Annotated in this window: 18 protein-coding genes; 9 read left to right on the plus strand and 9 right to left on the minus strand. The window is 69.3% G+C overall.

Features of this window, described 5'->3' with window-relative positions; genetic code table 11:
* Nucleotides 1–32 precede the first annotated feature (32 nt).
* On the plus strand, nt 33–1703 hold the full coding sequence (locus V5F68_RS05495) for an MFS transporter (protein WP_394013629.1): 1671 nt from the start codon (nt 33–35) through the stop codon (nt 1701–1703).
* Nucleotides 1704–1925: 222 nt separating this feature from the next.
* On the opposite strand, the gene V5F68_RS05500 is transcribed toward V5F68_RS05495, so the two are convergent.
* A complete protein-coding gene (locus V5F68_RS05500) occupies nt 1926–2273 on the minus strand; it encodes a twin-arginine translocation signal domain-containing protein (RefSeq protein ID WP_394013630.1) in 348 nt (115 codons plus the stop codon).
* Nucleotides 2274–2613: 340 nt separating this feature from the next.
* On the opposite strand from V5F68_RS05500, the gene V5F68_RS05505 reads away from it, so the two are divergent.
* Both V5F68_RS05505 and ugpB read left to right on the plus strand, forming a co-directional pair.
* Nucleotides 2614–3690: a helix-turn-helix domain-containing protein gene (locus V5F68_RS05505; RefSeq protein WP_394013631.1), complete on the plus strand. Its 1077-nt coding sequence runs from the start codon at nt 2614–2616 to the stop codon at nt 3688–3690.
* Nucleotides 3691–3802: 112 nt separating this feature from the next.
* Nucleotides 3803–5116, plus strand: a complete 1314-nt coding sequence (gene ugpB / locus V5F68_RS05510; RefSeq protein WP_394013632.1) for a sn-glycerol-3-phosphate ABC transporter substrate-binding protein UgpB — start codon at nt 3803–3805, stop codon at nt 5114–5116.
* Between the two features lie 37 nt (nt 5117–5153).
* Here ugpB and V5F68_RS05515 read toward each other — a convergent pair whose 3' ends face one another.
* The 6 genes from V5F68_RS05515 to V5F68_RS05540 are packed head-to-tail and all read right to left on the minus strand — an operon-like array spanning nt 5154 to nt 12579.
* A complete protein-coding gene (locus V5F68_RS05515; RefSeq protein WP_394013633.1) occupies nt 5154–6971 on the minus strand; it encodes a BatD family protein in 1818 nt (605 codons plus the stop codon).
* A 3-nt stretch (nt 6972–6974) separates the two neighbouring features.
* Nucleotides 6975–9077: a VWA domain-containing protein gene (locus V5F68_RS05520; RefSeq protein ID WP_394013634.1), complete on the minus strand. Its 2103-nt coding sequence runs from the start codon at nt 9075–9077 to the stop codon at nt 6975–6977.
* Complete coding sequence (locus tag V5F68_RS05525; protein ID WP_394013635.1) at nt 9074–10120, minus strand: vWA domain-containing protein; 1047 nt, start codon at nt 10118–10120, stop codon at nt 9074–9076. The genes V5F68_RS05520 and V5F68_RS05525 overlap by 4 nt, the downstream gene beginning before the upstream one ends.
* Nucleotides 10117–10647 (minus strand): DUF4381 domain-containing protein, encoded by a 531-nt coding sequence (locus V5F68_RS05530; protein ID WP_394013636.1) that lies wholly within the window; start codon nt 10645–10647, stop codon nt 10117–10119. The genes V5F68_RS05525 and V5F68_RS05530 overlap by 4 nt, the downstream gene beginning before the upstream one ends.
* Nucleotides 10644–11639 carry a DUF58 domain-containing protein gene (locus tag V5F68_RS05535; RefSeq protein ID WP_394013637.1) on the minus strand — a complete coding sequence of 332 codons (996 nt, stop codon included), beginning with the start codon at nt 11637–11639 and terminating at the stop codon, nt 10644–10646. The genes V5F68_RS05530 and V5F68_RS05535 overlap by 4 nt, the downstream gene beginning before the upstream one ends.
* 19 nt (nt 11640–11658) lie before the next feature.
* Complete coding sequence (locus tag V5F68_RS05540) at nt 11659–12579, minus strand: AAA family ATPase (protein ID WP_348846523.1); 921 nt, start codon at nt 12577–12579, stop codon at nt 11659–11661.
* A 358-nt stretch (nt 12580–12937) separates the two neighbouring features.
* Here V5F68_RS05540 and V5F68_RS05545 point away from each other — a divergent pair, with 358 nt between their 5' ends.
* The 3 genes from V5F68_RS05545 to V5F68_RS05555 all read left to right on the plus strand — a co-directional run bounded on the left by V5F68_RS05545 (nt 12938) and on the right by V5F68_RS05555 (nt 14929).
* The gene (locus tag V5F68_RS05545; protein WP_394013638.1) at nt 12938–13687 is read left to right on the plus strand and encodes a hypothetical protein; all 750 of its coding nucleotides are present in this window, start codon (nt 12938–12940) and stop codon (nt 13685–13687) included.
* Between the two features lie 126 nt (nt 13688–13813).
* Entirely contained in the window at nt 13814–14242 is a 429-nt protein-coding gene (locus V5F68_RS05550) for a Rieske (2Fe-2S) protein (protein ID WP_394013639.1), read from the plus strand.
* Between the two features lie 147 nt (nt 14243–14389).
* Complete coding sequence (locus tag V5F68_RS05555) at nt 14390–14929, plus strand: hypothetical protein (protein ID WP_394013640.1); 540 nt, start codon at nt 14390–14392, stop codon at nt 14927–14929.
* Between the two features lie 34 nt (nt 14930–14963).
* On the opposite strand, the gene V5F68_RS05560 is transcribed toward V5F68_RS05555, so the two are convergent.
* On the minus strand, nt 14964–15680 hold the full coding sequence (locus V5F68_RS05560) for an MgtC/SapB family protein (RefSeq protein ID WP_394013641.1): 717 nt from the start codon (nt 15678–15680) through the stop codon (nt 14964–14966).
* Nucleotides 15681–15996: 316 nt separating this feature from the next.
* Here V5F68_RS05560 and V5F68_RS05565 point away from each other — a divergent pair, with 316 nt between their 5' ends.
* From V5F68_RS05565 to V5F68_RS05575, 3 genes are all read left to right on the plus strand, one after another.
* Nucleotides 15997–16224 (plus strand): hypothetical protein, encoded by a 228-nt coding sequence (locus tag V5F68_RS05565; protein WP_394013642.1) that lies wholly within the window; start codon nt 15997–15999, stop codon nt 16222–16224.
* 157 nt (nt 16225–16381) lie between these two features.
* Complete coding sequence (locus tag V5F68_RS05570; RefSeq protein WP_394013643.1) at nt 16382–16945, plus strand: helix-turn-helix domain-containing protein; 564 nt, start codon at nt 16382–16384, stop codon at nt 16943–16945.
* Nucleotides 16946–16988: 43 nt separating this feature from the next.
* Nucleotides 16989–18218 carry a DNA-packaging protein gene (locus V5F68_RS05575; RefSeq protein WP_394013989.1) on the plus strand — a complete coding sequence of 410 codons (1230 nt, stop codon included), beginning with the start codon at nt 16989–16991 and terminating at the stop codon, nt 18216–18218.
* 265 nt (nt 18219–18483) lie between these two features.
* Here V5F68_RS05575 and V5F68_RS05580 read toward each other — a convergent pair whose 3' ends face one another.
* Nucleotides 18484–19110, minus strand: coding sequence for a hypothetical protein (locus V5F68_RS05580; RefSeq protein WP_394013644.1), 627 nt, complete (start codon nt 19108–19110; stop codon nt 18484–18486).
* Nucleotides 19111–19162: the final 52 nt, after the last annotated feature.

Genomic DNA, 19162 nt, shown 5'->3' on the forward strand with positions numbered 1-19162 from the left:
CCGGACCAAACGCAAAAAATCGGAGAAACGCCATGTCGGCCCAAGCCGCCGCGCGCGCGGACGCCTCTTCCGCGCAATCCTCTTCCGCGCAATCCTGGGTGCCGATGATCGCCATTGCGCTGGGGCAGGTGATCATGTCGTTCAATGTCGCCTCGCTCCCGGTCGCGCTCGGCGGCATGGTGGCGAGCTTCAACGTGCCGCCCACGACGGTCGCGACAGCCATCGTCATGTATTCGCTCTCGGTCGCCGGCTTCGTCATGCTGGGCGCCAAGCTCAACCAGCGGTTCGGCGCGCTGCGGGTGTTCCGCATCGTGGTGGTGCTGTTCGGCTGCGCCCAAGTGCTGATGACCTTCAGCCCCAACGCCACCTTGATGATCCTTGCCCAGGGCCTGTGCGGCGCGGCGGGTGCCGCTTTGGTGCCCGCGCTGGTGGCGCTGATCGCCGAGAATTACACCGGCACCCAGCAGGCGACCGCGCTCGGCGCGCTGGGCTCGGCCCGCGCGGCGGCGGGCGTCACCGCCTTCCTGGTGGGCGGCATCCTCGGCACCTTCATCGGCTGGCGCCCGGCGTTCGGCATCCTGATCGTGCTGTCGGCTGTGGTGTTCGTGCTCAGCTTCCGTCTGAAGCCGGACCATGGCCGGCCGGAGGTGAAGATCGATTTCGTCGGCGTGGTGCTGGCGGCGGCCTCCATCATCATTCTCTCGTTCGGCTTCAATAATCTCAACCGTTGGGGCCTCGGCCTCGCGCGGCCGGGGGCGCCGTTCGATGTGTTCGGCCTTTCGCCCGCGCCGGTGATGATCATCATCGGCATCGTGCTCGGCCAGGCCTTCCTGGTGTGGACGCGCCGCCGGCAGGCGGCCGGCAAGACGCCGCTGTTGGCGCTGGAGGTCATCGCCTCGCCGCAGGAGCGCGCCGCCGTGTTCGCCATGTTCTCGGTAGTGGCGCTGGAGGCGGCGCTGAACTTCTCGGTGCCGCTCTATATCCAGATCGTCCAGGGCCGCTCGCCGCTCGCGACCGCCATCGCCATGATGCCGTTCAATCTCTCGGTCTTCTTCTCGGCGATGCTGATCGTGCGCTTCTATAAGCGGCTCACCCCGCGCCAGATCGGCCGTGCCGGCTTCCTATTGTGCACGGTTGCCCTGCTCTGGCTGGCGTTCGTGGTCCATAACGACTGGAGTTCCGGCCCGGTGCTCATCGGCCTCGTGCTGTTCGGCATCGGCCAGGGCTCGCTGGTGACGCTGGTGTTCAACGTGCTCGTCACCTCGTCGCCAAAGGAACTGGCCGGCGACGTGGGTTCGCTGCGCGGCACCGCCAACAATCTCGCCGCCGCCATCGGCACGGCGGTGGCCGGCGCGCTGCTGGTGGGCCTGCTCTCCGCGAGCATCATGCGCGGGCTCGCGGACAATCCCACTTTGCCGCCCGAAATCCAGAGCCAGGTGGATCTCGATGCCATCACCTTCGTCAGCAACGATCGCCTCAAGGGGGTGTTGGAGCGCACGACGGCAAGCCCGGCGCAGGTGGCGGAAGCCGTGCGCATCAATACCGACGCGCGGCTCGCGGCGCTGAAGATGGGTCTGCTGCTGATGGCGGGCTTGGCGCTTGTCACCATCATCCCGGCGGGGCGGCTGCCGAATTATATTCCCGGCACCATCCCAGCCGAGGGGCTGGACGAGAAACCCCGCCCCGCCGCCGCGCGGCGCTGAACGGGCCATACGGCAAAAAAGGGGAAGGGCAGGGCCCTTCCCCAACAGGTCAGATCGCCGGAACGGCGGTGAAAAAAGTCAGGGGCCCGTGCTCCCGCGTCGCCGCGGAGGACGGGCCCCCTTTCGGGCGCTCCCTTGGAGGTGTCCCATTCTGCCCTGACCGGACCCTGTCCGGGCGGGCGGTGATGCAGCATCCGCCCGCCGGGGCACCCGAACGCGACGTCAGCGGACCCAGCGTCCGGGAATGAACACCCATTCGCCGCCGCGATGCACCCATTGCGGGCCCACATGGCGGAAGCCGGGGCGGTTGCGCTCCCAGCGGCCGGACACCCAGACATAGCGGCGGCTGCGCGAACTCCACATCCAATAGCCGGGCACCCAGACATAGCCGGGCCGCGCCAGCGGGCGCGCCTCGCGTCGGGGTGCCGGCGGGCCGTTGAAATTGGGCGAGCGGCGATTGGGGATCTGCCATTGCTGGGCCTGCGCGTCCTGCGGCAGCGCGAGGCTCGCGAGCGGGGCGGCGGCCACCGCCGTCAGCAGGGATCCGAGGAAGCGTCGACGCGACAGCATGCATTCACCCTCAAGCGCCCGCCGCCGGAGCGGCGCGTGAAATGCCGGCTTCCCGGAAAGGATGGGCCTCTTTCCGGGAAGCGCTATCGGAGCAGGGGGGCTCCGAGGACCGCCTCCGGCCGGGTCGGGGGGGACGCCGGTGAGGGGCTGAGCAAAACTAGCGCGGTCTGTCGCCTTTGCGATGAGCGTGCCGTCCCGCCTGTGTGCGACAAATCCCAATCAGCTGGTGCACGGCGCAATCCTTCGCCGGCGCAGGAATCGCAACGGCAAAGGTTCAACCTTGGCCGTTCCTGCGCTAACATGGTGCGTGGGGGCTCCTGCGGGGGCAGGCGGAAACGACGTGTCTTTCGTGGCGATGAAGCAGAAACAGGCCGGAGCGTCGGTTGCGGGCGCGCCGGATGACGGCGCGGCCTCCTCGCCGCTTGCCCCGCTGCATTTCAGCACCTCTGCTCTGCCCAAGGCGGAGCAGTTCGACGGCTGGCATGATTTCATCGCCTCCACCGTGGATCTTTCGCTCGTGAGCGCGCCGGCCGTCGGGTTCGAGGCCGACAAGACGGTGTGGGATCTCGGCCGTTTTGCTCTGACCTCCGCCCGCATGCCCGGTGCCGGCTACCAGCGCAGCTGGCGCCACCTCGGCAAGGACCCGATCGACCATTGGTGCCTGGTGCTCTACGAAAGCGAGATCCCCGGCCGCCGCGCGCCGCTGGGATTTCGCTCGCTGGCGCGGCCGTTCGTCGGTGCCGGCTCGGACCGGCGGGTGCTGACGCTGTTCATCCCGCGCGATCTGTTCGCCGGAACGTCCGCCGCTTTCGATGCCGCCCCGCCGGACATCCCCGATACCGGGCTCGGCGGACTTCTGGCCGATTATCTGCTGAGCCTGGAACGGCAGCTGCCCCGCCTGACCAGCGCCGATGTGCCGGCTGTCGCGGAGGCCACGCGCACCCTGCTCGCGGCCTGCATCGCGCCGAGCCCAGATTCGCTGGCCCAGGCCCAGGCGCCGCTGCTGCGCACCACGCTGGAGCGGGCGCGGCGGATGATCCAAGCCAATCTGAATTCCCCCACCCTGACGCCCGCCAGCCTGTGCCGCGTGCTCGGCATCTCCCGCTCGCGCCTCTACCGCCTGTTCGAGGATCTGGGCGGCGTCACGCGCTATATCCAGCGCCAGCGGCTGCTGGCAGCCCTGAGCGCGCTCTCCGATGCCGCGGATGCGCGGGCGATCGGGCAGATCGCCGAAGCCTTCGGCTTTGCCGATGCCTCCGGTTTCAGCCGCGCCTTCCGGGGCGAGTTCGGCTTCAGCCCGAGCGATGCCCGCAGCGCCGCGCTCGCCGGCCTGCCGCGCGCGCCCGCGCCGGCGCGGCGGATCGAGGGCGCGGAGACGCGCGATCTTGAAACCATCCTGCGTGGGCTCCAGGCCTGAGGCGCCGACAAGGCGGGTGCCGCAGATTTCGTCCCGTGTTGTCATGGAAACGTAACGCTAACCGATCAAGCGTTCAGCCTGATTGGTGCATGGCGCACCCGAGGAGGCACATATGGCATCCCCCATCCTGCCGTCGGCGCTGGTTGCCGCCGCCCTGGCCTTCGCCGGCCCGGCTTCCGCGCAAACCGAGATCCAATGGTGGCATGCCATGTCGGGCGCGCTCGGGGAAAAGCTGGAGAAGATCGCCGGCGATTTCAACGCCGCCCAGAGCGAATACAAGATCGTCCCGGTGTACAAGGGCTCCTATCCGGAGACCATGACGGGCGCGATCGCTGCCTTCCGCGCCAAGCAGCATCCCGCCATCGTGCAGGTGTTCGAGGTGGGAACCGCCACGCTGATGGCGGCGAAGGGCGCGGTCTATCCGGTCTACAAGCTGATGGCCGACGCGAACGAGCCGTTTGATACGAAGGCCTATCTGCCGTCGGTCACCGGCTATTATTCCGACACGGCGGGCAACATGCTCTCCATGCCGTTCAATTCCTCCACCGTGATCCTCTATTACAACAAGGATCTCTTCACCAAGGCCGGGCTCGACCCCAGCGCCCCGCCCAAGACCTGGCCGGAGGTGGAAGCCGACGCGAAGAAGCTTCAGGCGGCCGGGGTGACGTGCGGCTTCACCACCCAGTGGCCATCCTGGGTGAATGTGGAAAACCTCTCGGCCTGGCACAATATTCCCATCGGCACGAAGCAGAACGGCATGGGGGGCCTCGACACCGCGCTGGAGATCGCCAATCCGCTGGTGGAACGCCATTGGACCACGCTGGCTGAATGGCAGAAATCCAAGATCTATGATTATGGCGGCCGCCAGTCCAAGGCCGATCCGAAGTTCTTCTCCGGCGAATGCGCCATGTCCGTCGGCTCGTCCGCGGCGCGCGCGGGGATCCTTGCCAATGCCAAGTTCGATCTCGGCTATGGCATGCTGCCCTATTGGCCCGACGTCAAAGGCGCGCCGCAGAATTCCATCATCGGCGGCGCCTCGCTCTGGGTGCTGAACGGGCGCCCGAAGGAGGAGTATCGCGGGGTCGCGAAATTCTTCACCTATCTTTCGCGCGCCGACGTGCAGGCCTGGTGGCACCAGCAGACCGGCTATCTGCCCATCACCCAGGCGGCCTACGACCTCTCGAAAAGCCAGGGCTTCTACGAGAAGAATCCCGGTACCGATATCTCCATCCTCCAGATGACGCTGAACCCGCCGACGCAGAATTCGAAGGGGCTGCGCTTCGGCTCGTTCGTGCAGATCCGCGACGTGATCGAGGAGGAATTGGAAGCGACGCTGGCGGGCAAGAAGACCCCGAAGGAGGCGCTCGCCGCCGCCCAGGCGCGCGGCAACGAGATGCTGCGGGCGTTCGAGAAGGCCAACCAATAGGTCTCTTCCCGGTCTTCGCCCGTTGGCTTGACGGGTCTTAGCCGGCCTGGGGATAGAGCGGCGCCAGACGGCCGCGCTGCCGCTTTGGGGTGGCGCGGGCCCGCGCGGCGCATTCATCGCGCAAAGCGGAGAGGCAGGCGGCGCCGCTCCAGCGCACGCGGCCGCCGCCGTAGAGATGTTGGCGCAGATCCTCCGCCGCCTTGGCCATGGCCGGGGTGCGGAAGGCATGATCCTGGATCCGGTTGGCGGCGACGGAAGCCGGAGCGCCTTCCGCGCGTGTCCAGGCGAGCAGGGCGGCGTGGGCTGCGACGGCATCGTCCGCCTTGCAGGCGGCGCGCAGATCCTCAAGCGCGGAGGCGGCGCTGGCGGTGACCCGGCCCCGCATGGGGCGCGCGGGAGCGGCGGCGCGCGCCGAACGGGCCCTGCGGCCCCGCAGCAGCAGCGCGGTGAAGCCGAGCACCAGCAGGGTTGCGGCCAGGGCGGCGCCGGTGCGCAAATCCAGCCGCTCCGCCAGCCAGCGCGGCAGAACGAGCTTCGCCTCCGGCGCTTCCGCCGGCGCCTGCGGGAGCACGACCGGGGCCGCTTGCAGCGCCTGGGGCGGCGGCGGCGCGGGGCGTGCCTGTGCGGAGGCCGCCACGGTAAAGGTCTCCGGCGGGAGCCGGGCGGTCTCCTGTTTCTTGGTGTCGGTGTTCCACCAGCCCACCTCCAGCCCCGGCAGGGTGACGGTGCCGTCGCGCGTCGGCACCACCGAAATGGTCTTGGTCAACACCGCGCCAGGCTTTCCATTGATGAGGGCCTGGTCCGAGCGGCTGGATTCCTCATATTGGCGCACGCCGTCCGCATCGGCGATGGGCAGGGGCGGCAATTGGTTGGGCGTGGCGCCGACGGCTTCGAGCGTGAGGGTCCGCGTCAACGTCTCGCCGACCTTGGCCTGGGCGAGCGGCGGGTTCCAGGTGCTGGAGACGGTGACACCCTGCGCCGGCAGGAACCAGCCCGTGGCCTCCGCCGGACGGGCCTTCACCTCGACGCTCACGGGTTCGGAATGCAGCGTGACCTCGCGCCCGAGCGCGGGATCCGGCCCGGCCATGGGCACCGAGGTGCTGCGCCCGAGCAGGCGCGCCATATCCGAGGGCAGCGGACCGGCCCGGTAGCCGGGCAATTGCGCCTCCAGCGTGATCGGCCCGATCTCGATCGACCCGCTGCGCTGCGGGCGCATGATGTAGCCCTGTTCGATCACCCGGTAGCGCTGGCGGCCCACCACCTTGCTGAACACCCGCTGGTCGCCGATCTTGGTGAAGGTCGCTCCCACCGCCTCCGGCGGGGTCAGACGCCCGCCCAGCAGGGGTCCGCTGGTATAGATGCGCACCGCAACCGGCATTTCCCCCTGCACGTAGGGCGCGGGGCCCAAGGGCTCCACCTGCACGAACAGCGGGCGCGCCTCGGCCGGGTCCACAGCGGTGGCGGCATCCACCGACAGGCGGATCGGCGGGGTGCTCTGGCCGGCGAGGGTGAGGGCGGGAACGCTGATCGCGCCAGACCGCTTCGGCGCCAGCGTCAGGATCCATTCATTGACCTGGGTGCGTCGGCCGTTGACCAATTCCACCCGGCTCGCCCGGTTGCGGTCGAGAATGTCGAAATCGCGCGCCAGGGGCGCGAGATCGGGCGGCTGGGTGCCGTCGCCGCCCACCAGGGTGATGACCAGCTCGAAGCTTTCCCCCACCGACAGCGTTGTGCGATCGACGCTGGCGGTCGGCCCGGCTGCAAAGGCCGGGGCGGCGAAGCCGGCGCACGCGAGCGCTGCCAGCATGAGGGCCAGCATCGGCAGGAAGCGGAACAGGGAGCGGTGCGCTGTCATCACTCAGTTCTGCGGCGGGTCAACGACGCCCGCGCCGCCATAATGGCTGCGGATGCGGGCGCGCAAAAGGCCGGTCGGATCGTCGGGCACCAGGCGCAAGGTCTGCTCGCGATTCTGGTCCTCCTCGGTCAGTGGCTTGGGCGCTCCCGGCTGTTGCGGCTGCTGCTGCGGCGGCTGCGGGGGCGGCGTCTCCGGCGGCTTTGGCGGCGCGGGGGGCGGCGCGGGTGGCTTCTGCTCGGGCGGCTTCTGCTCCGGAGGCTTCGGCGGTTCAGGCTTTTGCGGATCCGGTTTTTGGGGATCGGGCTTTTGGGGATCAGGCTTGGGCGGGGCCTTGGGCGGCTCGGGCTTCTGCGGGGGGGCCTTCGGGTCCGGGGCGGGCGGCGGCTGATCGGGCTTCTTGTCGTCGCCCGGCTTCTGCGGCTGGTCCTTCTTGTCGTCCTTCGGCTTGCCGTCCTTGCCGGGCTCGTCCTTCGGCTTCTGGTCGTCGGACTTCTGATCCTTCTTGTCCTGGTCCTTCTTGTCCTGATCCTTTTTCTGCTGGTCCTTCTTTTGCTGGTCCAGCAGCTTTTGGACCAGTTCGCGGTTGAACACCGCATCGGCGCGGACCGGGTCGTCCTGGCCGGGATGGGCGGCGATCGCGGCGTCATAGGCCTTGATCGCGTCTTCCAGCTTGCCGGCGCGGGCGAGCGCGTTGCCGCGATTGTAGTCGCTGTCCGGGACCCCGGCATAAGCGGCGGCCGCCTCCTCGAAGGCGCCGGCCTTATAGAGCGCGCTCGCCTGCCATTGCGGATTCTCAAAGCTGCGCGCGGCGGCGCCGTAATCGGAGCGGGCGAACGCGTCGGCGCCCTGCTGGTCGGGGGTGCGCCACAATCCGGTCCAGCCGCGCGATCCGCCCGCACCGGCGCCGGTGGAGGAGGCCTGCGCGTCCTGCGCACCCTGCCCATCCAGCGCCCGCAGATCCAGGTTCTGCGGGGGCGCGCCTTGCGGGCTCACGCCTTGGGCCTGGGCATCGCGCGGAGCCAGCGCGCCAGCGAGCGCCACCACCAGCAGCACCGCGATCCAGCCGCGCCGGAAGGCCAGCGGCGCCAGCGCGAGCACGCCCAGCAGCAGCCAGGGGCCCATGTCCAGCCATTGGTCGGCGGAAAGGCCGCTGTCCTGCAGCACGGTGTCCAGTGGCACGGCTGAGCCGGAGGCTTTGGCGAGAACCGTGTCGAGGTCGCCTTCGTCGATCGTCATGGCGGAGAAGCTGCCGCGTCCGGCGGCCGCCACCTCGCGCAGGCGCGCTTCGTCCATGCGGGTGGTGAACACCGTGCCGTCGCGTCCGCGCAGCACGCCGCCGTCGAAGGACAGAAGCGGGCTTCCCGCCAGCGTCCCGACGCCGATGACATTCACCCGGTATCCCGCCTGCGCGGCGGCTTTGGCGGCGGCCACCGTGGCCGCCGGATCATCCCCCGCCCCGTCGCTGATGAGCACGATGCGGCCCGCCGGCGCACCGGCATCGTGCAGCAGCGCGGTGGCGCGGGCGAGCGCGAGGTCGGCGCGGTCCGTGAGCACCGGCATCAGCTCGGTGGAGAGTTCGGGCAGCATCTGCGCGATGATCCGCGCGTCCTCGGTCAAGGGGGAGGCGACAAAGGGGGCGTCGGCATAGATCACCAGCCCCACCTGTCCGCCGCGCATGCGGGCGAGGATGTCGTCCACCTTGTGCCGGGCCGCACCGAGCCGCGAGGGGCTCTGGTCCGTGGCATTCATGCTCTGGCCGAGGCTCAGCACGATCACCGTGGGATCGAGCCGGTCGAGCGCCGGGGTCGGCAGCTTCTGCCAGGTGGGGCCGGCCATGGCGAGCGCGGCGAGCACCCAGCCGAGCAGCAGCGCCAGCACCGGCCAGCGGCGCGCCCGCGCGGTTTCCTGCACCGAAAGATGGCGCAGCAGATGGGCATCCACCAGAGTGCGCCACTGGCTGCCGCCCGCGCCGATCCGCCGGAACGCGAGCGCGGCCAGCAGCAGCGCGGGCACGATCGCCCACAGCCAGCCCGGCCGCAGGAAATGGAAGGCCGCCGGCAGGAGGCCGGTAAACAGATGGGGCAGGGCGAGCGACGACAGGTTCATGGCCGCCCCCCGACGCCAGGGGCCGCATCGCCCGATGCCGCCGGGCGCGGCGCGCCGGCGGCGCGGCCACGGGCGAGGGCCGGCGCGAGAAGGAACGTCGCGAGGATCAGGCTCAGCGCCAGGGCAAAGCCCAGCGGCCATTGGAACAGCGCGACCGTGGGCGCGAGATAGAGCGGCTCGCCCGCCGCCGGCTCCATGAGATTGATGTCGTTGTAGATCGCCGCGAGGCCGGCGCTGTCGCGGGCGCGGAAGTAGCGGCCGCCCGTCATGGCCGCGATCTGCGCCAGCGCCGCCTCGTCGAGGTCGGCGGACGGGTTCACGATCTGCTGGCCGATGGCGAGGCGGTCGGCGCCCACCCCGATGGCATAGATCTTCACGTGCTCCTGGCGCGCCAGCTCGGCGGCGTGGATCGGATCGAGCACGCCGGAATTGTTGGCGCCGTCGGTGAGCAGCACCAGCACGCGCTTGTCCTCGGGCCGCTCCTGCAAGGTCTTCACCGCAAGGCCGATGGCATCGCCGATGGCGGTTTCCTGCCCGGTCATGCCGATGGTGGCCTCCGACAGGAGGTCGCGCGTCACATTGCGGTCGAATGTAAGCGGGGTCTGGATATAGGCCCGGCTGGAGAACAGGATCAGCCCCACCCGGTCGCCGGAGCGGCGGGCGATGAAATCGTCGGCCACCGCCTTCACCACCGAAAGCCGGTCCGTGGGCAGCCCGTCCTGCGTCAGATCCTGCCGCGCCATGGAGCCGGAGAGATCCACCGCCATCATCAGGTCGCGCCCCTCGACCGGGATCGGCACGGGCCTGCCCACATAGCTCGGGCGCATGGCGGCGAGCACCAAAGCGAGCCAGATCAGCGTGAGCAAGGCGAGCTTCACGCCGCGCCGCACCTTCGCGCCCGCGCCCGTTCCCGGCGCGATCTGCGCGAAGAACGGCACCCGCAGCGCCCCGGCGCGGCTGCGCCGGGCGGCGGGCAGCAGATAGCGGGCCAGCAGGGGAAGAGGCAGGAGCGCGGCCGCCCAGAGCCATTGGAACTGGATCATGCGTTGCTCCGCACCCAGCGCCGCAGCGCCGCCACCAGCGCGTCGCGCGGCACGCCGTCGCCACCGGGCGCATGGACCGGCAGATAGGGCGCGTTGGCGACGAAGGCGGCAAACGGCGGGGCAAGGCCCGCCTTGCCCTCGGCGAGCACGCGCTGCCATTCGGCCCCGGTGAGCGCCGCCGCCGCCGGATCGCCCGCGCGCGTCACCAGGATGCGGCGGATCAGCACCGCGCCGGCAGCCGCCACCGCGCGGGAGTCGCGATGGCGCGCGGTGTCGCGGGCGATGGCCTTCAATTCCTGGTCCACCCGGTACGCCAGCGTCTGGCGCCGGCGCCATTCCAGGAACGCGCCGATCAAGGCCAGTAGAACCACCAGCCCCGCCAGCATCCACCAGCCGGGCGCCAGCGGCCAGAACGAGACCTGCCCCGGCAGGTGGATGTCGCGCAGCCCGGCCAAGGGATCCTCGGCGGGCGCGCCGGGCAGGGTTGCCGGCGTATCGGGAAGGGAGAAAGCCTGCGCCAGCTTCATGCGGCGGCCTTCCTGGCCTGCCGCCGCGCATTGCGCAGCCGCTCGGGGTGCAATTGGGCGGCTGGGTCGTCTCCGGTCTGGAGCTGAACGAAGGCCATGCCGCGCAGGCGGGAGAGCGCATCCAGCGCCGCGCGGCGGGCGGCGAAGCGGGCGGCATAGGTCTCGCGCGCGGCCCGGTTGTCGCCGTCCAGCACGCGCACCGCGGCGCCGTCGCTGACCGGATAGGCGCCGCGCGCCGGCATCGCCTCTTCCAGCGCGTCGTAGACGAAGATGTTCGTCACCTGCGCCTGTAGCGCTAGCCGGCTCAGCTCGCGCGCGGCGGCTTCGGTGAAATCGTGGAAATCACTGATGAGAAACACCAGCGTGCCGGGCCGCGCGGTGCGACGCAGGCGCGCCACGGCATCGGCGAGCGAAGGCTCGGGCCCAGGCTGCGCCGTTGCGCTCCGGGCGCCCTTGGCCGAGGGCGAAAGCTCGAACCCCTCCTGGGTGCCGTCGGCCATGGCCTTGACGAAGCCGAGGATGCGGCCGCGGCTGCGCTGGGGGCTATAAGAATGAAATCCCGATGGGGTTACGATCACCCCGCCCACCCGGTCGCCGGCCTCGATGGAGATCCAGGTCAGCACCGCCGCCGCCTTCGCGGCGAGCACCGATTTGAACGTGTCGCGCGTGCCGAACCGCATGAAGGAGCGGCAATCCAGCAGGATCAGGACCGGGCGCTCGCGCTCCTCCTGGAACAGCTTGGTGTGGGTGCGCCCGGTGCGCGCCGTCACCCGCCAGTCGATGGTGCGGATGTCGTCGCCGGCCTGATAGAGGCGCACCTCGTCGAACTCCATGCCGCGCCCGCGAAACGCGGAGCGATAGCCGCCGAACTGCTGGCTGCGCACCTTGCCGCGCGGCGCGAACGCGCTTTTCCCGCCCTCCGGCCGCGCCGCGATCAGTTCGTCGAGGCGGGCGATGAGGCCATAGGCGGCGTCGGCCGGGGCGTCGCTCATCTGTGGTCCTCGCGCGGGCTCACTTCACCGGCACGCGGGCGATCAGCGTGTCGAGGAAGTCGTCCGCATTCATGCCGTCGGCCTGCGCCTCGAAGGTCAGCAGGATGCGATGCCGCAGCGCTGATTTCGCGATCGCCTGCACGTCCTCGGGCACCACATAGTCGCGTCCGCGCAGCCAGGCGAAGGCGCGCGCGCAGCGGTCGAGCGCGATGGTGCCGCGCGGGCTGGCGCCGAACGCGATGACGCCGGCAAGGTCCTTGCCGTAGCGTTGCGGCGTGCGGGTGGCGAACACGAACTGCAGCAGATATTCCTCCACCGCCTCGGACATATAGGTGGCGAGCGCATCGCGCCGGGCGGCGAAGATGGCGGTCTGCGATACCCGTTCGCCGAAATCGATCACCTCGCCCTGCGCCTCGCCGCGCACCAGCCGCAGGATCTGCCGCTCGGCGGAGAGGTCCGGATAATCCAGCTTCACGTGCAGCAGGAAGCGGTCGAGCTGGGCCTCGGGCAGGGGATAGGTGCCTTCCTGCTCGATGGGGTTCTGCGTTGCCATGACGAGGAACAGCTTGGGCAGCACATAGGTCTTGCCGCCCACCGTCACCTGCCGCTCGGCCATCGCCTCCAGAAGCGCCGCCTGCACCTTGGCGGGCGCGCGGTTGATCTCGTCCGCCAGGATGAAATTGTGAAACACCGGGCCGGGCTGGAAGCGGAAGGAGCCATCCTCCGGCCGGTAGATGTCCGTGCCGGTGAGATCGGAGGGCAGCAGGTCCGGCGTGAACTGGATGCGCTGGTCGTCGCAGTCGATGGCTTTGGCGAGCGCCTTGATGGCCTTGGTCTTGGCGAGGCCCGGCGCGCCTTCCACCAAAAGGTGCCCATCCGCCAGCACCGCCACCAGCAGCAGTTCCACAAACGCGGGCTGCCCGAGGATGCAGGTGTTCATATAGGCCGCGAGGCGCTCGAACACGAGATGCAGGTCCTCGGGAGCGGCCGCCGTTGGGGCAAGATGGGCGTGTGCGGCGTCGCGGGTCGGGTTCATCAAGGGTCAATCCGGTCTGGGTTTGCGACTCTATAGCCAGTGCTGCGCCGCACCGCACCTTTGTGGAGATGATTTTTATGTAATGTGAAGGGCTGTGGGCGGTAGCCCGCGGTGGTTTCGTCTCGGTGCGTGACTTCGTCGCCGCCCCGGCGCGGCCGTCCCGGCTCCGGAAAAGCCTGCGGCATGGGGCTTGCATCGACCCCTTTCGAGCGAGGGAATTGGCGCAAATACGCCAATCCGCGGCGAGATCGGGGACGACGACATGACCGATATGGTCGAACTGCAAAAGCGCAAGCAGCCGATCAATCTGGCCGTGGTTCACGTGGACCCGGACGCCTTTCTGGCGAGTTTCATGGGCTGGCTGGAGATCACGGCCTTCATCAGCGCCCAGCGCGCCGGCACGGCCGCCGTTCCCGTCGACGGGGTGACGCCCGCCCTCACGCCCGAGGATCTGAAGAGCACCAGTGTCCGCAATGTCGGAAACGATGCGCTGTTCGCCTTCTGCATGACGGCGGCGCTGAAGGGCGACAAGGCGGCGGTGGACACCGTGGACGCGGCGCTGAAAGCCAGCATGGGTGAGGATTATCCCGGCGCGCTCGCGGTCGGCTATTTCCGCGCGCACAACGAAAACCCGATCCTGCTGGAGGATTTCGTCGGTGTGGCCGGGCGCAAATGGCTGGAAGGCGACAGGCCGCCGCCGCCCATGCGGGCGCGGGAGGATTGGAACACCGGCCTGCGCTTCTTCGAGAAGGCCCGGCAATCCAATTTCATCCAGGAGGTGCTCTACCCCCTGGCCCGTTGGATGCGCGCCCGCTGGAGCCTGATCGCGGAGAAGGAAGCCGCCTTCCTGCATCATATCGAGGACAATCTTCCGGTGCTGCGCGAGGCCCTGGAAGACCCGCGCAACGACCAGCCCTTCATCGCCAACCTGCTGATGAAGGCAGCGCCGGCGGTCGATATGGAATTGACCGAGGAATACCAAGGCTTTCTGCGCTCGCTGGCGCGCCGCTAGCGGGGCTGCGGCGCCGCGCGCAGGGCGTTGCGCGATCCAAACCCGACAGGCGCCCGGCGCCGGGTCGCACAATGTCCGCTTTCGCACACGCCGCCCGCATCCGACCGTTTCGAAAGGCAGGGTCCCATGAACGAGCTGTTCGCCATTTGCTCCACCTATGAGATCGACGACGGCGGCGCGCGCGGCTTCGTGCTCGCGCGGCTGGACGAGACCGGCGCCAGCAAGCCCTGGCCGATCATCGTCACGCGCAAGTCCAACGCCTTCTTCGGCTTCGAGAATGCCTGCCCGCACCAGGGCACGCGGCTCGACACCATTCCCGGCGAGTTCCTGGACGAGGACGGCAATTTCATCACCTGCGGCAAGCACCGCGCCCAGTTCGACCTCGATACCGGCCATTGCTTCATCGGCCCGTGCCAGGGCCAGGCGCTTACCCCGGTGGAGCTCGTCATTGACGATGGCGACGTGTGTCTGGTCGGCATCGAGCTGGCCGAGGAGGACGGGCTCGACATCGAGGAACCCGACACCTTTCCCGAGGTGATGATCACAAGCGACTGAGGCGCCCGGCGCCATTCCTCTTGCTTTTGCGCCCCGCGACAGGCGCGTTTTCTCCCGACGTCGCGGGTCGCCCCGGCTCTGATCCGCCGATGCGAACGACGGCCACGCCTCGACGAGCCCCGTCGATCACATCGAAGGACGACCCCTATGACCGCCGTTTCCGATACGCCTTTCGCCAAGCTCGAAACCGAGGGGCGGCTGTTAAAACCTCTATTGAGCGCCGATACCCATGTGGCCGGCCGTTTCGGCTATCGCGGCGACATTTCTTTCGACGGACCGGAAACCGTGTTGAAGGAAGTGTTCTCCGTATCCGAAAGCGGCAAGCCGGCGATCGGCTTCCTGGCCGGCACCATCAAGGAGTATCAAAGCCTGCCCAAGCTCATCGAGACCTTCGGCGACGCCTTCGACGCGGCTGGAAACTACTTCATCTATATCGCCGATCTGCCGCAGGGCAACCGCTTCTATATTCGCTTCGGCGATGTGAAGGTGTTCGCCATCTATATCGACGAGACCAGCGTCTATAACGAACTGATCGATACCTTCTATGTCGACAAGATCAAGCTGAAAAAGTTCGACACCTCCGCCAAACTGGATGCGCTGGCCGATGTGGGGCTGAAGTACTCGAGCCTGTCGGACTATAAACAAATCTCGTTCGAGGATGGTTTGAAGATCAAGAACGCGGCCTGAGGATGCGGGCCTCCTTGGTGCGAGAATAGACCGGTCAGTCCTGCGTACTGCTGCTCCAGGTGGTATGCAGGACGCCGGGATGCTTTTCGATCTCGGCGATCACCGCATCGATTTCGCTAGCGTCCACCGCAGTGCTGACCAGCGTGGCGAGAATCTCCACCTTGTCGTTGCTGCGCTCGATCACCTCCACATCGCCGACCGGATAGTGGGCCGCTTCCAGGCGTTCCACCAGCAAATCGCGCACCTCGTCAAGGGCGGAGCTGGTGGTAATGACGAGCACCTCGTAGGTCTGTTCCGCGCTCTTGTCGTTGATGGGAATGCGGTTGATGAGATTCACCACCGGCCGCAGCAAAGTGTTGCCAGCCAACACGAAAGCGGTGAGGAGGGCGGCTTCGGCGAGCATGTCGGTGCCGGCGCAGGCGCCCACCGCTGCCGAGCACCACAAGGTGGCGGCGGTGTTGAGACCGCGCACGTTCATGCCTTCCTTCATGATCACGCCGGCGCCCAAAAAGCCAATGCCGGACACCACATAGGAGATCACCCGCACCGCCTCGGTCGTTCCGGCGATGCGCTGGGCCAGGTCCACGAATGCGGCGGCGCCGATGGCCACCAGCACGTTGGTGCGCAGGCCAGCAGTGCGCTGGCGATACTGGCGTTCCGCGCCGATCAGCAGGCCGAAGACGAACGCCGCTGAGAAGCTGATGAAGGTGTCAAAAAACTGCAATAAATCAAAAGTTTCAGCGAATTTCATGATTCCGCGGCCCCGCACGCTCCAGCCACCCCAGCCTTAGCAGTCCGTGCGGAAATTTCCACCGCTACCGGGGCGGAAAAACGCGAGCTCGGAAGACCGCTCGATGCGGTGCCATTCTGGGGGCTGGGCGGGCGGCGACGACCGCGGCGGGCAAGACCCTACCCTCGCCGCGGTCGTCGCGAACGGCGAAACGCAGCCTTGGAACCTTCAGCCCTGCCGTACACTTGCTCAGCTTGAGGCAAGGCTGCGGGGACACTCTGCGCCTTGCCGCTGGACCGTTTCGGTTTCGTGTCCGTGCCCCCGAGGAGGGCCGCCCATGTTTTCGCCCGCTGGACCCCGCTCCCTTGCTCCCTCTCCCATGGAGAGCCACGATTTCGACCCCGGCACGGCCTTCTGCCTGCGCTGCGGCTGCCATCGCAACATGGTGCTGCGGTTCGAGCGCGTCTGCATCGAGGCGTCGAATGTGGTGGCCATGTCCCATCTGCGGGCGCGCGCCCGGATGCGCGAAGCGCTCGCAGGCAAGGCCACGCCCGTTCGGCGGTGAGCGGGTTTAGGGGTACTAGGAAATTAGTCCTTGACAGCGGTGCGCTGTAGGACTATGTTCAGTCCATGTTCGAGATTTGCGCCTGACGGCGGCGGTTCGGTCCGCCGGCGCGTGGCGCATCCCGCCTCGGACCACCGATCCCAATCGCGAGATCCAGATGCCCCGCACCCCGCCGAAGGCGGCGGCTCTGGCGCGCGCCCTCTATGAGGCCGGCACGCCGATCCGCCAGATTGCCGCCGAAACCGGCCTGTCCCTCGCCTCCGTCTATTTCTGGGCCGATCGCATCGTCGAGCCGGACGGCACGGTGCATCACGCGCCCGCGCCGCGCCGCTATGTCGGGCGCGCCACGAAGCCGCCGAGCCGCAGCCGCCGGCGCGCCTTTCTGGCCCGCCTGTGGCACGCCGCCGAGCGGCAGATGGACGAAATCGACGCCCGCGTCGCCGCCCTGGATGGGGCGGAGGCGGCCCCGTCGCGCCCCGGCGCCCGCGATAGCGAGAAGGACGCGAAGGCCCTCGCGGTGCTGGCGCGGGTGGTGCGCGAACTCGGCGCCCTCGATAGCGCGGGCGCGGCCGAAAAATCCCCGGCAGCGGGCAAAGGCGGCGCGGCCGCGCAATCGGAGGAGGGCCTGCGTGGACGAAACCTCGACACCTTCCGCCGCGAGCTTGCGCGCCGCCTTGATCGCCTGCGCGAAAGCGGGGACGGCGCCGAGCCTCCTGGCTGAACTGCCCGAGGCCGATGCCCGCCTTCTGCTCGCCGATTGGGAAATGTGGGCGCGGCCGGACCAATTGCCCCCCGATGCCGCTCAGGGCGGCGGCCCCTGGTCCACCTGGCTGGTGCTGGGCGGGCGGGGCGCCGGCAAGACCCGCGCGGGCGCGGAATGGGTGCGCGGCCTCGCGCTCGGCCGCCCCCCGTTCGCCCAGCGCCCGGTGGGGCGCATCGCCTTGGTGGCGGAGACCATGTCCGACGTGCGCGAGGTGATGGTGGAAGGCGTCTCCGGCCTGCTGTCCGTCCATGCCGATGGCGAGCGCCCGGCCTGGGAGCCCACGCGCCGGCGGCTCGTGTGGCACAACGGCGCGGTGGCCCAGGGCTTTTCCGCCGAGGACCCGGAAAGCCTGCGCGGCCCGCAGTTCGAGGCCGCCTGGCTGGACGAGCTGGCGAAATGGCGCCGCGGGGATTCAACCTTCGACATGCTGCAATTCGGCCTGCGACTGGGTGACCGGCCGCGCCAGATGATCACCACCACGCCGCGCCCCTCCGCGCTGCTGCGGCGCCTGCTGGCGGATCCTTCGAGCGCCATCAGCCGCGCCCGCACGGCGCAGAATGCGCTGCATCTTGCCCCCGGCTTCCTCGACGCGGTGCTGGCCCGCTACGGCGGCACGCGCCTCGGCCGGCAGGAGCTGGACGGCGAATTGATCGAGGACCGGACCGATGCGCTCTGGTCCCGCGCGGCGCTTGAGGCGGCGCGCGAAGAAGAGGCGCCGCCGCTGGTGCGGATCGTGGTTGGCGTGGACCCGCCGGCTTCCTCCCGCGCCGGGGCGGATGCCTGCGGCCTGGTGTGCGCCGGCATCGATGCCTCCGGCATGGTCCATGTGCTGGCGGACGCGAGCGAAAGCGGCCTGCGCCCGGCGCTCTGGGCGGCGCGCGCGGTGGCGCTGTTCCGCCGCTTCGACGCCGACCGCATCGTCGCCGAGGTGAACCAGGGCGGCGAGATGGTCAGCGCCGTGCTCGCCGAGGTGGATCCGAGCGTGCCGGTGGAGCAGGTGCGGGCGACGCGCGGCAAATTCCTGCGCGCAGAGCCGGTGGCCGCGCTCTACGAGCAGGGCCGCGTGCGCCACGCCGGCGCCTTTCCGGCCCTGGAGGATGAGATGTGCGATTTCGCCTTGGACGGGCTCTCCAGCGGCCGTTCGCCGGATCGGCTGGATGCGTTGGTCTGGGCCGTCACCGCCCTGGCCTTGGGCGCGAAAACCGCGCCGCCGCGTGTGCGCGGGCTTTAGCGATCGCCCGTCACCCCGGCCCTCTCCCCGGTCGGGGAGGGGCAGGATGCGTGCGGTGGAAATGATCGAGACCCGGCCCCGCCTCCCAGCCCTTTCTCCCTCCCACCCACGGGGAGAAGGGCAGAGTGGGGGCACCCCTGGCGTGGGTGCGTGCGCCGGCCTCCGGCGCTAGAGCCGTGTGAGCTCAAGTCGCCGCCGGTGCGCCAATCTCCCTCTCCCCGACGGGGAGAGGGGCGGGGTGAGGGGACGAGGCAGCGCTCCGATCTCACGCCAACCGGTCGGGCCGCTCCCGGCGCGGTGCGGTTTCGGCGGCATGGGCCGGCGCATCGGGATTGAACCTCGTCCAGCCGTCCTTGCGGTATTCGTTCGCGCGCGTCGCGGGATCGATGGCCGGTGGCGCGCGCAGGATGGTGCGGGCGGCGTCCAGCCGCACGGCGTCCACCTTCGCCACCACCAGCGCGCCGCCGCGCCGGACGCTTTCCGCGCAGGCATGGGCATCGTCCTCGGCAAGGCCGCCATCCATCAGCGCGCCGATGATGCCGCCTGCAGCCCCGCCCACCGCCGCGCCGGCGAGCGCGCCGGCCGCCGTCGACATGAGCCAGCCGCCGGCGAGGACCGGGCCGATGCCGGGAATGGCGATAATGCCGAGCCCGGCCAGAAGCCCGCCCGCCCCGCCGAGGCCGGCGCCGATGCCCGCGCCCGCGCCGGCATCGTGAATCACTTCCGCAACGTGGTCCTCGTGTGCCTTGTCCCGCTCGTCCTGCGGCGCGGCCTCCGCGCTCTTGGCGACGATCGAGATGGCGTCGCGGGGAATACCCGCCATCTGCAGCGCGCGCACCGCCGCGGCGGCATCGTCGTGGCTGTCGTAGAGGGCGGTCACGGTGGTCGTCATTGTGCTCGGTTCCTCGCTCGCATGGCAGGGTCCTCGACGGCATCTCCGTCGC

This window comes from Roseixanthobacter pseudopolyaromaticivorans (assembly GCF_043195145.2).
GTDB lineage: Bacteria > Pseudomonadota > Alphaproteobacteria > Rhizobiales > Xanthobacteraceae > NCEH01.